General features: G+C 46.4%; 14 protein-coding genes. 11 read left to right on the top strand and 3 right to left on the bottom strand.

The features are described from left to right. Positions 1-14 precede the first annotated feature (14 nt). On the bottom strand, positions 15-1,523 hold the full coding sequence (locus G6R11_RS14265) for a hypothetical protein (RefSeq protein ID WP_163133759.1): 1,509 nt from the start codon (positions 1,521-1,523) through the stop codon (positions 15-17). 450 nt (positions 1,524-1,973) lie between these two features. On the opposite strand from G6R11_RS14265, the gene G6R11_RS14260 reads away from it, so the two are divergent. Beyond that, positions 1,974-4,046 (top strand): hypothetical protein, encoded by a 2,073-nt coding sequence (locus G6R11_RS14260; RefSeq protein WP_163133758.1) that lies wholly within the window; start codon positions 1,974-1,976, stop codon positions 4,044-4,046. A 43-nt stretch (positions 4,047-4,089) separates the two neighbouring features. On the opposite strand, the gene G6R11_RS14255 is transcribed toward G6R11_RS14260, so the two are convergent. Further along, positions 4,090-4,374, bottom strand: coding sequence for a hypothetical protein (locus tag G6R11_RS14255; RefSeq protein ID WP_163133757.1), 285 nt, complete (start codon positions 4,372-4,374; stop codon positions 4,090-4,092). Positions 4,375-4,912: 538 nt separating this feature from the next. Between G6R11_RS14255 and G6R11_RS14250 the strand changes: the two genes are divergently transcribed. From G6R11_RS14250 to G6R11_RS14210, 9 genes are all read left to right on the top strand, one after another. Continuing rightward, positions 4,913-5,347 (top strand): hypothetical protein, encoded by a 435-nt coding sequence (locus G6R11_RS14250; RefSeq protein WP_163133756.1) that lies wholly within the window; start codon positions 4,913-4,915, stop codon positions 5,345-5,347. A gap of 269 nt (positions 5,348-5,616) precedes the next feature. After that, the gene (locus tag G6R11_RS14245) at positions 5,617-6,360 is read left to right on the top strand and encodes a GntR family transcriptional regulator (protein WP_163133755.1); all 744 of its coding nucleotides are present in this window, start codon (positions 5,617-5,619) and stop codon (positions 6,358-6,360) included. Continuing rightward, positions 6,361-7,254 carry a methylisocitrate lyase gene (gene prpB / locus G6R11_RS14240; protein WP_163133754.1) on the top strand — a complete coding sequence of 298 codons (894 nt, stop codon included), beginning with the start codon at positions 6,361-6,363 and terminating at the stop codon, positions 7,252-7,254. 123 nt (positions 7,255-7,377) lie between these two features. Continuing rightward, a complete protein-coding gene (prpC, locus tag G6R11_RS14235; RefSeq protein ID WP_163133753.1) occupies positions 7,378-8,505 on the top strand; it encodes a 2-methylcitrate synthase in 1,128 nt (375 codons plus the stop codon). A 60-nt stretch (positions 8,506-8,565) separates the two neighbouring features. Next, complete coding sequence (acnD, locus tag G6R11_RS14230; protein WP_205472833.1) at positions 8,566-11,178, top strand: Fe/S-dependent 2-methylisocitrate dehydratase AcnD; 2,613 nt, start codon at positions 8,566-8,568, stop codon at positions 11,176-11,178. Then, positions 11,175-12,353: a 2-methylaconitate cis-trans isomerase PrpF gene (prpF, locus tag G6R11_RS14225; RefSeq protein WP_163133751.1), complete on the top strand. Its 1,179-nt coding sequence runs from the start codon at positions 11,175-11,177 to the stop codon at positions 12,351-12,353. Before acnD ends, prpF begins: the two co-directional genes overlap by 4 nt. An 80-nt stretch (positions 12,354-12,433) precedes the next feature. Further along, a complete protein-coding gene (locus G6R11_RS14220; RefSeq protein WP_163133750.1) occupies positions 12,434-14,320 on the top strand; it encodes a propionyl-CoA synthetase in 1,887 nt (628 codons plus the stop codon). A gap of 120 nt (positions 14,321-14,440) precedes the next feature. Then, entirely contained in the window at positions 14,441-14,827 is a 387-nt protein-coding gene (locus tag G6R11_RS14215) for a hypothetical protein (protein ID WP_163133749.1), read from the top strand. A 327-nt stretch (positions 14,828-15,154) separates the two neighbouring features. Next, complete coding sequence (locus G6R11_RS14210; protein WP_163133748.1) at positions 15,155-15,838, top strand: hypothetical protein; 684 nt, start codon at positions 15,155-15,157, stop codon at positions 15,836-15,838. 54 nt (positions 15,839-15,892) lie between these two features. On the opposite strand, the gene yeiP is transcribed toward G6R11_RS14210, so the two are convergent. Next, positions 15,893-16,465 carry an elongation factor P-like protein YeiP gene (gene yeiP / locus G6R11_RS14205; protein ID WP_163133747.1) on the bottom strand — a complete coding sequence of 191 codons (573 nt, stop codon included), beginning with the start codon at positions 16,463-16,465 and terminating at the stop codon, positions 15,893-15,895. 260 nt (positions 16,466-16,725) lie between these two features. On the opposite strand from yeiP, the gene G6R11_RS14200 reads away from it, so the two are divergent. Continuing rightward, positions 16,726-17,244: a hypothetical protein gene (locus G6R11_RS14200; protein ID WP_163133746.1), complete on the top strand. Its 519-nt coding sequence runs from the start codon at positions 16,726-16,728 to the stop codon at positions 17,242-17,244. Positions 17,245-17,260 lie beyond the last annotated feature (16 nt).

The raw sequence follows: 17,260 nt of genomic DNA, 5'->3' as shown, positions 1-17,260 counted from the left end.
GTATCAGCTCAAATCTAAAAACGGTAACCAAAACCCCAGGTTATCGCATCACGGTGCTGGCCTTTTGAGTACATCAGCACCGTTTCAAACTGGCTGCCGATTTCCTTGTGTACACCCACTACGCCGGCCCACTTTTCTGATTTAATGCCAATATCGTAATTAAAATCACTACTTAGTGAGCCAGAGATACTCGAGCTTAAATCTTGGTACTCGGCGCCCAGCAAGATTCGCGCGCGGTAATCGGGGAACTGGTAACCCACCATTGGCTGCATAACCCAAGTAGTGGTATTGGTGCCCGCTTCTTCGGTAACCGATATGGCGTAAGTGACATTTAAAGAAGCAAAGTAGTTTTTATAACCCACCGCGCTTACCGCACCCAAGCCGGCCATAGTATTGTTTAGCTCTAGCGGAATCACTAACTTGCCCTGCGGGATTAGTATTTCGCCCAGCTTGGTAGTATCAATAACTAAGTCTGCTTTGGCTTTAATTTTACCCACTACGCCGTACACATTTAGAAATGGCAGTACAAACATGTCTGCGCGCAGGGTGAAAGCATCGGTATCAATATTGCCGTTAGAACCTTCGGGGTCAAAAATCGCTTCAAATGCGCGACTGCCGTTAATAGTAAAGCTAGTGAAATCTAAAAAGTTAGATTGCCTTCTATAGGTGAGCATTACCCCAAAAGGCATCGGTAAATCGTAGCCTCGCTTGCGCACCTCTTTGCCCCAAATAGGGAAAGTTCTATCTAACTTCACTCTTACAGTTTCAAAACGTTGGTCATTTAGGTCCACCGAAAGCTCAGGTCGCAATATTACTTCCTCTCCACTGGCTAAACGATAAGAAATGAATTCCCCCTCCAAGCTTACTTTAAAAGGCTTAGAAAAGCGGGTGCCTGAAAAGCTTAAGCTGCGGCGCGACATGATGTATTGATTGGATTCATTTTTGAAAAACTCCACAGACTGCCGGTATTCATTAATGCGGCGAAAACTGTGGTCGAAGGCTTGGCGATTATTTAATTCGATACGTTTTAGTTGCCCTTGCTCAATGGTGGCCACTGCATCCAAGTGACGCATAAAGGCAATATCTTGCGGTAAACCGTAGGATTCATAGCGATAACCAAGCTTAGTATGCTGCTCTGTTTGCTCAATAAGTTTTACCGAATTGGGGTCGTATCGATTACCTAAGGTAATTAAACGATGCTGTAATTTCATCGCCTCGTTAAGTAGTTGCCGATAGCGTTTTTCTGAACTGATTTCGGTGCGGGTTTTATCGTATTTCAGATACAAATCGATGCCGTATTCGCTGTTTGGCTCAAACACCACATAGACAACGTCATGAATATGTTCATCACCCTCACTCGCATCCACATTTAGGATCATGGTGTAAGCCAGCCCTTGCTCCATAGAGCTCACAACATTATCGGGAAGATTGTCTGGAATACCGTAATCGCTTAAACGTACTTGTTCGCCCGACCAGGCCGCAACACTAAGCATTAGCAAGCTAAGTAACATCCATCTGTTCATCAAACCATCCATAGTTGTGAATCACGCGCCAAACACAGTTTAGGAAAATTATAGCTAAGTTATTACAAAGCATCGGGTTTACGCTCAACACTCCTACAATAAAAGCTAACTCAAATACTGAATGAACGATATAAACACTACTGCTCGCCTTTCTTGACCAAAAACCAAAGGGAAATGCAGATTGAGCTCAGCTATACAGCTCTAATATCAATACAAAAGTAAATGTTCAGCTCAATGCCTTAAGCCGTTGGCTAAGACCATTTAGAGCTTAGTAGCCCAATACAAAAATCAATAGCAGCAATTAGAAAAGCCTACTTTTAGTTCCATGACGCACTGATAACAAAAGAATCCATAATCAACTAAGTATTTAAAATAATTACAATTTTGAACCTAATCAAATATCACACCACTTCTTTTTGATATCTTACTTTTTTATTTTAGGGATGAATTATGGCTCACGGAAAGAGTTTGACCTATTTCGGTCTATTTTTGCTTACTACAGGTTCACTTTATGGCTGTGGAGGTGGCGGCGGAAGTGGAAGCACCGAAACCACAAATCCGAGTGACGGTCGCTCTAATATTACCCAAGAAAACCTAAGTATTGTTGGCGCGGCTAATAATATTAACTTATACCCTGCCGCATTAAGCCAGCTCACCCTTAGCGCCATAAACAGCTTAGGAAGACAAGACTCGTTCTCTGTAGCATGTGGTCCAGAGCTTTCAGACACAGCTACTATAAACATTCAAAGACAAACACCAGGTGAGTACAGTAGCGATGATGCTATTTCTATCTCACTTGTGAATTGCTATAGCACGCTAATGGACTCTACCGCTTTAAGTGGGAATATAGAGCTCGATTTATCTCATATTAGCTACGGCCCTGTATTAACGGAGTTAACGGCAACACTCAGCTACCCAAGCTTGCTTAATCAGCTCGATACTGGTGAAGGTTTAATTGGCGTTCCTTTGAGTGGTGAACACTCATTAACATATACTTTCGCAAATGAAATTCAGCAAGTAGATAGCTTTCAAAGCTCTACACAATATACAAATCTAGGGGATTTTTTCTTATTAACCGAAGCTAAGGTAAGTCAAACTCACGACCTCATTAACAATACCACTGCAATGGACATGCAAGGTGAAATTGAGTGGAGCGGTGACGGTTCTACCCTCTCTTACGAAGTATCTACGCCATTAACCTTAGAAGGGGTATTAGGTTGGGGATTTAACAGCGGAAAGCTAATTATTAGCGGAACGGGCGATCAAATGGTCGAATTTTCAGCAAATGTAGAACCTGTTTTGCCTTCAGGGGCTATCCCCATTTTTGATACTTATATAAAGGGCTCCGATATAGATGAAACCATCGTATTAGGCGCTGACGATACTTTTGGCGGAGATGCCATCAAACAGCCGGTGTTACACAACAATATTTTCCCTCAGATTCCTGAAGGGTGGTCTTGGACTGAGGACAATACAGGTATACACACAGGCATGTTATACAGCGACGGTACACTTGAGTCATACCAGAAAACAGCGCAAGGTGGTTTTGCTTTACCTCACTATAGTGATTTTCCAACTGATGGTAGTTTCACGGTTTATGCCAAGGACTTAAGCTTAGATGCGGTACTAGCAGAGGTAAATTTTGCAGTTTCAGAGCAGTACTCTGGAGGGCATTTAGCAGTAGATGTCACCCGAGTGGGGTATCGATATACCATCACTCCAGCTACTCAGCTAATTCCTGGGGAAAATTATACTCTAACTGCTGAGATAGATGGATCAACTGGAGGCACAATTGCAACCTTCACTATAGCCGGTAGCTATGACCCCGCAGACTTTTCGATAACAATGCCCGACGATCGGTTCGTTAGATCAGGTGAGGCATTTGTACTGTCGCCAAGCATTACCGGATTTCATAACGGTTTATATTGGGAAGGAGGTTATTCAGGGGAAGATTGGTGGACAACCGACATCCTAATTTCTGACCCAAATAGTATAAACGCAGAAGTAACGGTAACGGGTGAGCAAGGCAAACTTGCAAGTATTTCCACCTCTTTAATGCCCATAGAAGGTGACAATAAATATGGTCATGTCACTGTTCAGATAGCTGACAGTGATAAAGAGAAAAGCTTCCTTCAAGTAAGCGAATACTTCAATGTTGAAGCCACAATCAATAAGCACCTTTATATTGGTTACATTAGCGAATTTGAAGACAATCATACAAATATTGAACGACGTTTTACTATTGAAGGAGCAAGTCATACCAAAACGCTCTCATTAGTTATGTCTGGTGGAACAGTTATTGATTCAGAGAATACAACTTACTCTTTCATATCAATGGATTACACCAAAATGGATACTGTATGGGCGAATATCGAGTACAACTTATTGCATGATTGCAACGTCGACAGGGTAGAGCTTAAAGATTCCGTCGGTCCACTCTCCGGTAAGCGTAGCGACTTTACCATTCACTGTAATCAAGAGTCAGGTTATATAAAGGGCTTCATTCATAACTTTTATGAATAGTGACTTTGCTTATCAATAAAAAGCGCCCCGAAGGGCGCTTGATTTACGTGTTTATTTTCACCGTTTGCTGTCGTGCGCGCCATGCTTTATGGCTGGTTTGCTGCTTAAGATCGTTCACTTTAGTTGCAGGCTCTGCTTGCTGTAATTTAGCTCTAAAGCGGCCATCTGGATCAGCGCCAATATCTTTGGCCATGTGGGCGTTAATTCCCTCTACGCGCCAGCTTTGTTGGCGTTGCTGCTTAAGCCATTGCTGGGTTTCTAAATGAGCTTGGTAGCGTAGCAATAGTTCTACGGTAAAAGTTAGTACGCGAATTTTTAATGACATCATGTCTCGTTCTCCTTGATAGAGAGCGAAGTGACACAGCTAGAAAAAAGGGTAAATTAGAATTCCTTCACTGCGACACTTCGCAGCTCGGGTAAAATTGGTAGGTAACTCAATCTTAAATTAGCTGCATGGCCTATCATTTCGCATCGCGGGTTTATTATGACCTACGCGAGACGAGCTGACTGACAGACGTCGGGCTGAGCGATGTGCTGAACATAAACGATGTGTCATCCTTGCCTCGACTTTGCAGTAATTGATTGAATGCACAACATAACGTGCGTCTGCTCAAATAACAAGCGACTTAACAAACAATTTTTGATGTTTTTTGTAAGCAGATTTCTATTCAGCATATTTGACGTAATTGCATGATTAATTTAGCTATAAATACTAAAACGGCCTTTGGACCAGCTCTCTATTCCTGTATTTGCAGTTAGCTCTATTTGCTTGTTTAATAGTGACTATGATGAGTAATAAGACTAGGGTGAGTAATAAGACTAGGGTGACACAGCAAGTCTTATTCATAAGTAAGATAGAGGTATAGATGCATCCAGCCAGTCATGGGTATTACCAACTGCACTCCGAGCAAGGTTTTTTGTTAGCGCAGCTTTATGATAGCTGGAATGTCACCACCACTCAGGAATACCGCAGCGACATTCAACAGGAAATGAGCCAATATGGCGCTAAACCTTGGGCCGCTATTTTCGATATTCGCCATTGGCAATTTCTCACTCCTGAAAGCTTGCCCATTATGCAGCAGCAAATTGGCTGGTGTTTACAAAACCAACTTAGCCACTGCATTTATTTAGCACCTGATTCCGGAATACTCGAATACCTCAAGCAGCAAGCGCATGCCGATGTACCTAAACACAATTGCAAGTTTGTGCAACTAAGTACCATTGAACAAAGCCTCAATCAGTTTAAGGAGTGGCAGGTAAATGTGCCGGCCAAGCTTATTTCCCAATTAAGAATTAGCTAGACCTTGGTTTAATAAAACCCGCAAAACCTCCACGCAACTGCTAAGCCCCAAATACCCAAGAAAAAGCGACTTAAGCTTAAAACACCGCGCTTCAACATTGTCGACAATAATCTGCAATGCTGACACTTTGTTAACAAAACCCAGCCAATAACGCCCTATCAAGCTAGTTAAACTAAAGTATAAGCATAAATTGTCGACAATAATTTGATCGCTGCGTAACAATTGATCTACACTGTGCAACATTCATACAACCTGAGTGTTACCCATACATGTCTCAACTTAGTCCCGCAAAATCGCTCAGCGACAAACAGAATTTACTCTCGCAAAACTTAAGCGATACCTTAATCGAAGCCATAGTGAGCGGACAAATCGCCCAAGGCGAAAAGATCTCCGAGCCCGAATTAGCAAGGCATTACGGGGTGAGTCGCGGCCCATTGCGTGAAGCGATGTTAAAACTTCAAGGCATGGGATTGGTGGAGCGCGTCCCTCATGTTGGCGCGCGAGTCGTGCAGCTAAACCACCAACAGCTGCTAGATATTTACTCGGTGCGTGAAGCACTTGAAGGCATGGCTTGTCGCTTAGCGGCAGAACAATTGTCGACAATTCAACTCGAAGAACTTAAAGCCTTGCTGGAACATCACCAAAGCTATCTGCAGCAGCATCAAGGCAAGGCCTATTTTGAGCAACAAGGTGATTTCGACTTTCACTATCTCATAATTAAAGGCAGTGCTAATCAGCGCCTAGTTAACCTGCTTTGCGACGAGCTCTACCACTTACTGCGCATGTATCGCTATCAAGCTGCCAAACAGGTTTCGCGTCCCGAGCGAGCGCTCAAAGAACACTGGGCCATTTGGCAAGCACTGGCCGATCGTGATGGCGAGTTAGCCGAGATGCTAATGCGTCGTCACATTGCGCGTGCTCGCAAGGCCATAGAACAACAACATATCAAACAACTTCCCGACCAAAGCTCTGAAGCCAAGGCTTCGGCTACTCAAATCCAAGGAGTGAATTAAATGAGTGCCTCTACACCGTCACCACTCTCGCCTGGCGCACGTTTTCGCCAAGCGGTTGCCCAACAAAACCCTCTGCAAATTGTTGGCACCATTAACCCTTACTGCGCAATGATGGCGCAGCGCGAAGGCCATAAAGCCATCTACCTTTCAGGTGGTGGCATTGCCAATGCCTCCTACGGTTTACCCGATTTAGGCATTACCACCATGAACGATGTATTAGAAGACGTTCGCCGCATTACCGCTGCCTGCGATCTGCCGTTATTGGTAGACATTGATGTTGGTTTTGGCGGCGCGTTTAACATTGCTCGCACGGTAAAAGAGATGATTCGCTCCGACGCAGCCGCGGTGCACATGGAAGACCAAGTCGCACAGAAGCGTTGTGGCCATCGCCCCAATAAAGCCATTGTATCGAGCCAAGAAATGGTCGACCGAATTAAAGCCGCGGTAGATGTCCGAGTCGATCCCGACTTTGTAGTCATGGCGCGTACCGATGCTCTGCAAATCGAAGGGATGGGCGGCGCAATTGAGCGTGCTTGCCAATATGTTGAAGCCGGCGCTGATATGATTTTCCCCGAAGCCATGCTCACCCTAGAGCAATACCAACAGTTTGCCGAAGCAGTAAAGGTGCCGATTTTGGCCAATATTACTGAATTTGGCCAAACCCCCTTATTTAGTGGCGAAGAGCTAGCTGGCGTTGGCGTAGACATGGTGCTTTACCCGTTATCGGCCTTTAGAGCGATGAACCAAGCAGCGGTAAATGTGTATCGCAGTCTACGCGAAAATGGCCACCAGCGAGATGTGGTAGACAGCATGCAAACCCGTGCCGAACTCTATGACTACTTGGGTTATCACGACTACGAACAAAAGCTCGACCAACTATTTAAACAAGATTAATCAAACTACGTGAACCGACTCTGCCAGCCGAACAAAGATTTAGCGGTAGAGCCACACTTAAGCTGCAGAAAACCGGCGCAAAGACGCCTCGCCGCTTAAGCCAAAGGAATGAAGGAGAATACCATGGTACAAAAAGCCCTAGGAGGCGCAGGCTTACGCGGCCAAAGCGCAGGCGAAACCAAATTATGCACCGTTGGCCAAAGTGGTTCAGGCCTAACGTATTGCGGCTACGATATTAGTGAGTTGGCAGAACAAGCCACCTTCGAAGAAGTTGCCTATCTACTTTTTCACGGTGAGTTGCCTAATCGCGAACAACTGGCTGCCTACCACGATACCCTACATAATTTGCGCGAATTACCCGAAGCGCTTAAAGCGGTATTAGAGCTAATTCCCGCAGATGCTCACCCAATGGATGTAATGCGCACTGGCGTTTCCATGTTAGGCAACCTGGAGACTGAAGCCAACTTTAGCCAGCAGCAACAGCATAGCGATCGCTTGCTTGCCACCCTGCCGGGCATTATTTGTTATTGGTATCGGTATAGTCACGAGGGAGTGCGAATTTCGACTCAAAGTTCGGCCAACTCTATTGCTGGCCATTTCCTAGAACTTCTACATGGCAAACCCGCAGACCCATTACACGAGCAAGTGATGCAATGTTCGCTGATTTTATACGCCGAGCATGAATTTAATGCCTCAACCTTTACTGGCCGAGTGATAGCTTCCACCCTGTCCGACATTCACTCTGCGGTATCTGGTGCTATTGGCGCGCTGCGTGGCCCACTGCATGGCGGAGCAAATGAAGCAGCCATGGCGATGATTGAAAATTGGACCAGTGCCGAGCAAGCCGAAACCGAAATAATGGCGATGTTAGCCCGCAAAGACAAAATCATGGGTTTTGGTCATGCTATTTATCGCACTAGCGACCCACGTAATGCATTGATTAAAGCCTGGTCGAAAAAGCTTAGTGAAGCCACTGGCGATAAACATTTATACGCGGTGTCAGAACGGGTAGAAGCAGTAATGTGGCGTGAGAAAGAGCTGTTTTGTAATGCCGATTTCTTCCATGCCAGCGCTTACCACTTCATGAATATTCCCACCCCACTGTTTACCCCCATTTTTGTTTGTTCTCGGGTAAGTGGTTGGGCGGCGCACATTATGGAACAGCGCGCCAATAACCGGATTATTCGACCCAGCGCCGATTACACCGGCAGCGAGCCACGCAGTTACCTGCCGATTGAGCAGCGCAACTAATCAAGTCAGTGAGTGGAGCGCAGGCTCCACTGCTTTTTCCTTTTTGCTGTGGAAACCCTTATGAATAGCCAATACCGTAAACCGCTGGCCAATAGCCAGTTGGATTATTTTGATACCCGCGCCGCTATAGAAGCCATTCAGCCTGGTGCTTATGCGGGTCTGCCCTATACTTCGCGAGTACTTGCAGAAAACCTAGTGCGCCGCTGCCCGCCCGAGAAACTTAACGCGGCACTTAGCCAAATTATTCAGCGCAAGCGCGACCTAGATTTTCCTTGGTATCCTGCTCGTGTGGTGTGCCACGACATATTGGGCCAAACTGCCTTAGTGGATTTAGCCGGCCTACGTGACGCTATTGCCGAGCAAGGCGGCGACCCCGCCAAAGTTAACCCAGTAGTGCCCACCCAGCTAATTGTTGATCACTCTTTAGCAGTGGAACACGCCGGCTTTGAAGCCGATGCCTTTGAAAAAAACCGCGCCATTGAAGATCGCCGTAACGACGACCGCTTCCACTTCATCAATTGGTGTAAAACCGCCTTTGAAAACGTGGACGTGATCCCCCCTGGCAACGGCATCATGCACCAAATCAACCTCGAGAAAATGTCGCCAGTGATTCAAGCACGTGATGGCGTGGCCTTTCCCGATACCCTTGTGGGCACCGATAGCCATACTCCCCACGTTGATGCCTTGGGCGTTATAGCCATTGGCGTGGGCGGCTTAGAAGCCGAAAATGTAATGTTAGGGCGCGCCTCTTATATGCGCCTACCGGATATTATTGGCGTAGAGCTAGTGGGCAAACGCCAAGCTGGTATTACCGCCACCGACATTGTAATAGCCATTACCGAGTTTTTACGCGAACAAGGTGTGGTATCTAGCTACTTAGAATTCTATGGTGAAGGCGCTGCCCAACTCACCTTGGGCGACCGAGCTACCATCTCCAATATGACACCAGAATTTGGCGCCACAGCGGCGATGTTTTATATCGATGACAATACCATCGACTACCTTAAACTCACTGGACGTGAAGCCGAACAAGTCAGCTTGGTAGAGAACTACGCTAAAACCACTGGCCTTTGGGCCGACGATCTACAAAGCGCTGAATACGAACGCGTACTGCGTTTCGATTTATCTAGCGTTGGCCGAAATATTGCTGGTCCTTCTAATCCACATCGCCGCGTATCAACCAAAGATTTAGCCAGCCAAGGCATTGCTTCACCAGTTCCACAGCTAGATGGCCTAATGCCAGATGGCGCCTGTATTATTGCCGCCATTACCAGTTGTACTAATACCTCCAACCCACGCAACGTTATTGCCGCTGCCCTATTGGCTCGCAAAGCCAAGCAATTGGGTTTAAGCCGCAAACCTTGGGTTAAAACCTCCTTCGCACCCGGCTCTAAAGCAGTGCAACTATATTTAGAAGAAGCCAATTTGCTAGGCGACTTAGAGCATCTTGGGTTTGGCATCGTAGGCTTTGCTTGTACTACCTGTAACGGCATGAGTGGCGCCTTAGACCCAACCATTCAGCAAGAGGTGATAGAGCGAGACCTTTACGCCACTGCCGTTCTATCGGGTAATAGAAACTTTGATGGCCGCATTCACCCCTATGCTAAACAAGCTTTCCTAGCCTCACCGCCCTTAGTGGTTGCCTACGCAATTGCCGGCACCATTCGTTTTGATATAGAAAAAGACGCTTTAGGCCACGATGCTCAAGGAAATCCGCTCACCTTAAAAGACATCTGGCCCACTGATGAAGAAATCGATGAGGTAGTAAAACAAAGCGTAAAACCCGAGCAGTTCCGCAAGGTTTACCAGCCGATGTTCGATCTAAAAGTGGACTACGGCAGCGCCAGCTCTCCTCTTTATGAGTGGCGACCACAAAGCACCTATATTCGTCGCCCACCCTATTGGGAAGGCGCTTTAGCCGGAGAGCGAAGCTTACAAGGCATGCGCCCATTGGCGGTATTAGGTGACAATATTACCACCGACCATTTATCTCCTTCTAATGCCATTATGCTAGACAGCGCCGCTGGTGCTTATCTCGATAAAATGGGTTTACCTGAAGAAGATTTTAACTCTTACGCCACCCACCGAGGCGACCACCTAACCGCCCAGCGCGCCACCTTTGCAAATCCGAAACTGTTCAACGAAATGGTGAAAGAAAGTGGCAAGGTAAAGCAAGGTTCGCTGGCCAGAGTAGAGCCCGAAGGCAAAGTAATGCGCATGTGGGAAGCCATAGAAACTTACATGCAACGCAAGCAGCCATTAATCATTGTGGCGGGTGCTGATTATGGCCAAGGCTCATCACGAGATTGGGCAGCCAAAGGCGTGCGCTTGGCGGGTGTAGAAGTCATCGTGGCAGAAGGCTTCGAGCGCATTCACCGCACAAACTTGGTAGGCATGGGAGTGCTACCTTTGGAATTTACCAAGGGTAACAACCGCCATAGTTACCGGATTGATGGCAGCGAAAGCTTTGATGTAATCGGCACACCCGCGCCCGGTGAGTTACTCACCTTAGTGATTACCCGCACCAGCGGCGAACGCCTAGACCTACCCGTGGTATGCCGTTTAGATACCGCTGAAGAAGTCTCGGTTTACCAAGCGGGCGGAGTATTGCAACGCTTTGCTCAAGACTTTCTTGAGAAAAAAGCGCAGCCACTCACTAGGAGGCAGAGATGAAGCATGTAAAACAGCAACGCATCGCAGCCACCTATATGCGCGGCGGCACCAGTAAAGGGGTGTTTTTTAAGCTTGATGACTTGCCCGAAGCTGCCCAGCAACCCGGCACTGCGCGAGATAACTTGCTGCTGCGGGTTATTGGCAGCCCAGATCCCTACGCCAAACAAATTGATGGCATGGGCGGCGCTACCTCCAGTACCAGTAAAACGGTTATTTTGGCGAAAAGCCAACAGCCGAATCACCATGTTGATTACCTGTTTGGGCAAGTGTCTATCGACAAAGCCTTTGTTGATTGGAGCGGTAACTGCGGCAACTTAACTGCAGCCGTAGGTGCTTTTGCGATAAATACTGGATTGGTCGAGCCTTCGCTTATTCCAAAAAATGGTATCGCTAGTGTGCACATTTGGCAGGCTAATATTCAAAAAACCATTATTGCCCATGTACCAATTGTTGAAGGCGAAGTGCAAGAATGTGGCGACTTTGAGTTAGATGGCGTGACCTTCCCAGCGGCAGAAGTGCAAATTGAATTTATTAACCCCGCCGACGGCGATGGCGCTTTATTTCCTACCGGTAAGTTATGCGAAGAACTAGAGGTTCCTGGCATTGGTAGCCTGCAAGCCACCATGATTAACGCTGGCATACCCACCATTTTCATTGATGCCAAGCAGCTAGGTTACAGTGGCGTTGAGCTACAAGAAGACATCAACACCGATGAAAAAGCCTTAGCCAGGTTCGAAAACATTCGAGCTCACGGCGCCTTGAAAATGGGCTTAATTGATTCACTAGAGCAAGCCGCCCAACGCCAACATACGCCTAAAGTTGCCTTTATTTCGCCATCTCAAAGCTATACAAGTTCCAGCGGCAAAACAATAAAAGCCGAAGACAACGACTTATGTGTACGCGCTTTATCCATGGGCAAACTACATCACGCGATGATGGGCACTGCAGCCGTAGCCATTGGCACCGCTGCGGCGATTCCAGGCACCTTGGTGAACCAAGTAGCCGGTGGTGGGGAGCGTGAAGCAGTGCGCTTTGGCCACCCTTCCGGCAGCCTTAAAGTGGGCGCACAAGCACAACAACATAAGCAGCAATGGCAGGTGACTAAGGTGAGTATGAGTCGCAGCGCCAGAATACTAATGGAAGGTTGGGTACGGGTACCCAGCGATAGTTTTTAAGTTACCTATAGTAACTAAATTGAAGCTAACAACATTCTCCCTTGCCAAGTGGTAAACAGCTTAGGGACGAGGAGCACACTATGAGTTATCAGCAACAAGCAAACAATGCCAAGCAGCACCCCGAACAATTTTGGCTAGAACAAGCTCAGCAGCTGGCTTGGTATAGCCAACCAGAACACGCCTTAAGTCAAGACGAACATGGTAACTACCGCTGGTTTAAAGGCGGCAGCATGAATACCGCTTACCTTGCGCTAGATTACCACTGTGAAAATGGCCGCGGCGAGCAAACCGCACTAATTTACGACTCCCCCGTAGCCGAACAAAAGCAACAATTTACTTACGCCCAACTGCGTGACGAAGTTGCCACCACCGCCGGCATGCTAGCCGCTCAGGGCGTAAGCAAAGGCGACCGCGTGGTGCTGTATATGCCAATGATCCCGCAAGCAGCCATTGCAATGCTAGCCTGCGCGCGCTTAGGCGCTATTCACTCGGTAGTATTTGGGGGCTTTGCCGCCCAAGAGCTGGCAGTGCGAATTGACGATGCTCAGCCCAAGGTGATTCTTACTGCCAGCTGCGGCTTAGAAGGGGCAAAAGTCATCAACTATATGCCGATGATTAGCCTAGCCTTAGAACAAAGCCAACAGATGGATACCCCAGTATTAGTCTGGCAACGTCCTCAGCAAGCTGTTGAGTTCAACCAGCAATACCTAGATTGGCAAGCGCTACAACAACAGGCGCAAGCTACCGATTGTGTGCCAGTTGATGCCACCGATCCGCTGTATATCCTTTACACCTCTGGCACCACTGGCAAACCTAAAGGCGTAGTGCGCGATAACGGCGGCCACGCCGTAGCGATGAACTACTCGATGCAAGCGGTGTATAACGTAAAACCGGGCGATGTCTTCTGGGCCGCCTCCGACGTAGGTTGGGTAGTGGGTCACTCTTACATAGTGTACGCCCCGTTAATTTACGGCTGCACCACCATTTTGTATGAAGGTAAACCGGTGCGCACGCCCGATGCCGGGGCATTTTGGCGAGTCGCTAGCGAATACAAAGTTAAAGTACTGTTTGCAGCACCCACCGCATTTCGAGCCATCAAGAAAGAAGATCCCGATGGCAACTTAGTTAAAGATTACGATCTAAGCCATTTGCAAGATATCTTCATGGCGGGCGAGCGTTTAGATCCCCCTACTCTAGAGTGGACTATCAACAAAACTGACAAGCCAGTAACCGACCATTGGTGGCAAACCGAAACCGGCTGGGCCATTGCCGGTAACCCACTTGGCCTAGAACGCATGCCAGTAAAAGCCGGCAGCGCCACCAAAGCCCTACCTGGTTATCAGGTATGCATATTAGATGAAATGGGTGAAGTTTGCGGCCCAATGGCCCAAGGCTTTATTGCCATCAAACTGCCGTTACCACCCGGCTGTTTACCTACGGTATGGGGCGATCAAGCTAGGTTTGAATCTGCCTACTTAAAGCAATTTCCCGGCTATTATGTATCTGGCGACGGGGGATATATCGATGAAGATGACTACCTCTTTGTAATGGGGCGTATCGACGATGTAATTAACGTGGCCGGCCACCGCTTATCCACCGGCGAAATGGAAGAAGTGGTTGGCGCTCACCCGGCGGTTGCGGAATGTGCAGTAATCGGCAGCCACGACGATTTAAAAGGCCAAGTACCCTTTGGTTTAGTGGTACTCAAAGACGGCGTGCAGCAAAGCGACCAAGAAGTCTCTAAAGAACTGGTACTAAAAGTACGCAACGAAATAGGCCCACTAGCCTGCTTTAAACAAGCCATTATCGTGCAACGCCTGCCTAAAACTCGCTCCGGAAAAATCCTCCGCCGCACCCTACGCCAGCTAGCCGACGGCGAAGAATACGCCATCCCTTCAACCATCGACGATCCAGCCAGTTTAGGTGAAATTGAAGAGTTGATGCGCCAAGGTAGGATGATGATTTAGATATTTTTAGTATAACCATCACCTAAAAAATTAAGCAGCTCCTAGCTGCTTAATTTTATTGTACTTTCATGATGTTAATGATAAAAAAGTCACCTTCATATTAACACCACAAGGATGATCATGAAAAAGTTACTTATAGCCTGCTGTTTGCCTCTTGCACTTAATTCATTGCCTTCACAAGCAGACATTACATCCCTTGAGTTAAAAACGGGTTGGCCAAGTGAGATATTGTGTAGAGATGTAAACGACCAACGAGAGTGGTTGTTTCAACTTACACACCCTAGAAATGGAAGCGGTGGTGTCACCTATTCTGCTTTTTATAACAAAAATGGGTTAGCAGGTTTTTCTTGGCTGTCATTCAATTCTGACCGCACATTTGCTGGACTATATAGTGGTGGGGTAGGCACTTGGGATTGCGGAACAAATCAGTGGTCGATAGAAGACCTTAATACTAATGGTCGCGCTTTCTACCAATTTTATTACCAACCAAAAGTTGAAGTTAAATAAGTTCCAATTTAGTGAAAATATTAAACAGCCGAAAGGCTGTTTTTTTATCCCTCATCACCGCCGAGTAGCGTAAGTCATCTAGCGATAAAGCTAAGGCCTGTTTGAGCGAAGCGAGTTGCCGCGGCGCGCTAGATGATGCGCAACGCAGGATGAAGGTGATGCGGGGCGGGCTTTCTTTTGCTTACTGTTCTTTGCCCGTCAAAGAAAAGTAAGTCGCCAACGGCGAAAAGCTAGCGAACCAACTCATCTGTTGATGAATGTCATAACACTGTAGTTTAAATTAACTTCTAATAGTTTGCAGAATTCTAAAAATTTCATGGATAAGAAATGAAAAAACTTGCTACAGCTTTTGTGTTAATTGCCTTTGTCACACTAACAGGATGTTCTTCAAGTATCCCTTTAAATGCGCAACCTCAAACGAATACCTTTACACTCCCTCCGATAGGTAAAGAAACACAAGTCTACGTTGGAGATTATTTAATCAATGAAGGAATCCAGATTACAGATAGGTACCTTTCAGTAAAGAAAACCATCGACGGGGCTTACTACAATATTGGACAGGGTCACTATAAAGAGTTGGGGGCGGACAATGAAGGAAACATATACTTTTCGCATTATTCATCTAATGGAGGTTTTGTAACACCAGGGGTTTTGGTTGACCCTCCATATGCACTTTCACCTAACGACAAAAAAGGCTTATGCGTATCTACCGTATTTGTAAAAAATGCTACTTGCTACGAAGAAGCGCAAACCGAGGTGATTACAAAAACGGTTGAATCCTCTTCAGCTTTTGAGCAGACGCTGATATACAACGGTTCAGTTGGTTCGAAAATAAATATTTCATATCGAGAATTTGCTGGTGGGACAGCACGCCAAGCATTTACGAATAACGTTGAATACGACATGAGTAAATCAAACATAATTAACTATAAAGGTGCGGTAATAGAAATTATTAGCTACAACAACTCTTCAATTACTTTTAAAGTTATTAAGCACTTTAGAAAGATTTAGAACAAAAAAGCAGCCCTAAAGCTGCTTTGCACATCTAGCCTTTATCGAAGCGTTTTACTTCTCTGCGCGGCTCATAAATTTCTTCTCGGTAGTGCTTACCTTAATCTTCTCGCCGCTAGCGATATATTCAGGTACTTGTACCGATAAACCGGTGCTTAAAATGGCGGGCTTGGTGCGAGCACTGGCCGAAGCACCCTTTATTGAAGGGTCGGTTTCTACAATCACCAACTCAACACTGGCTGGCAGTTCTACCGCTACGGGGGCACCGTCTACGGTAACCACTTGCATGCCAGCGGTATCTTCGGTGATAAAAGGAATTTCATCGGCGATGGTTTCGCTGTTTAGGTTGTAAGGGGTGTAGTCCTCGTTATCCATAAACACGTACTCGTCACCATCAATGTAAGAAAACATCACTTGGTGGCGGCTTACATCGGCTAGGTTGATCATTTCATCGGCTTTAAAGCTTTCGTCAGCTTTTGCGCCTGTTGCTACGTCGTATAAACGCATGCGGTACAAGCTAGCACCGGCACGTCCGCTTGGAGTAAGTTTGGCGATGTCTTTTACAAAATATACTTTACCGTTATGTTCGATAGCGGCATTCTTTTTTATTTCACTGGCCTTTGGCATGGCTTGAGATCCTTCAATAATTCGTGCAACGAAAATATCATGTACAGATTTTTAGGCAACCGTTGCCGAGCTTACAGCCAAGCAATTAGTAAGCTTTGTGTTATTAATCTCGCAAAAACTAAAATAAATACCGATAGTTAGCATGCAATTAAAAGTTTCACTTGCGTCTGTTAAACGCTTTCTGTAAAAAGCTCAGTAATTACTCAGGGATGATAATAGCTAACAAGGTAGTTAGCCTTGTTGCTTACTTAGGAGTTCTAATGTTGTCCCCGCGTATTGCTGCTGTTGCGCTGCTTTCTGCCTTATTGGCGGCCTGTTCTGTTGAAGACGATCAACCACGTAGTCAATTAGCTGTTACTTTTTATCCTCCTGCGACTTCTTTCCCTGGCTCTGCAGGTGATAGCGAAACCATTACCCAAATTCGTCACTTTAGAGCAGACGGTGGTTCACCCTCGCAAAGTATTACCATTAACCAACGCCGTGATGGTGAGCAGCCGAGAATTAACGGCGAAGACGCCACCCAAAATGCCACCTTCTTAATCGATTTCACCGGCAGTACCACGCTGGATGTATATTCTGAGGGCGGTGAGTTTTTGTATAACATCGACATCTTTTCCGACATGACTCAGCGCCACCTTTGCCTGCCCAGCATCTACATGAGCAAGTTTGAATTAGTGGTAGATTCGCCAGTAAAAATTGCTGAAACCAAAAAAGAAGCTCACGAATTTATTTTGGCTTGTCGCCAAGTAAATGAAGGTGTGGAAGAAAAAGCAGAATAAAGAATTTTTAGCAGCT

Source organism: Agarivorans sp. Alg241-V36, from assembly GCF_900537085.1.
Taxonomy (GTDB): domain Bacteria; phylum Pseudomonadota; class Gammaproteobacteria; order Enterobacterales; family Celerinatantimonadaceae; genus Agarivorans.
Note: the sequence above shows the minus strand (reverse complement) of the source record. Positions and strands in the feature narration are given on the sequence as shown.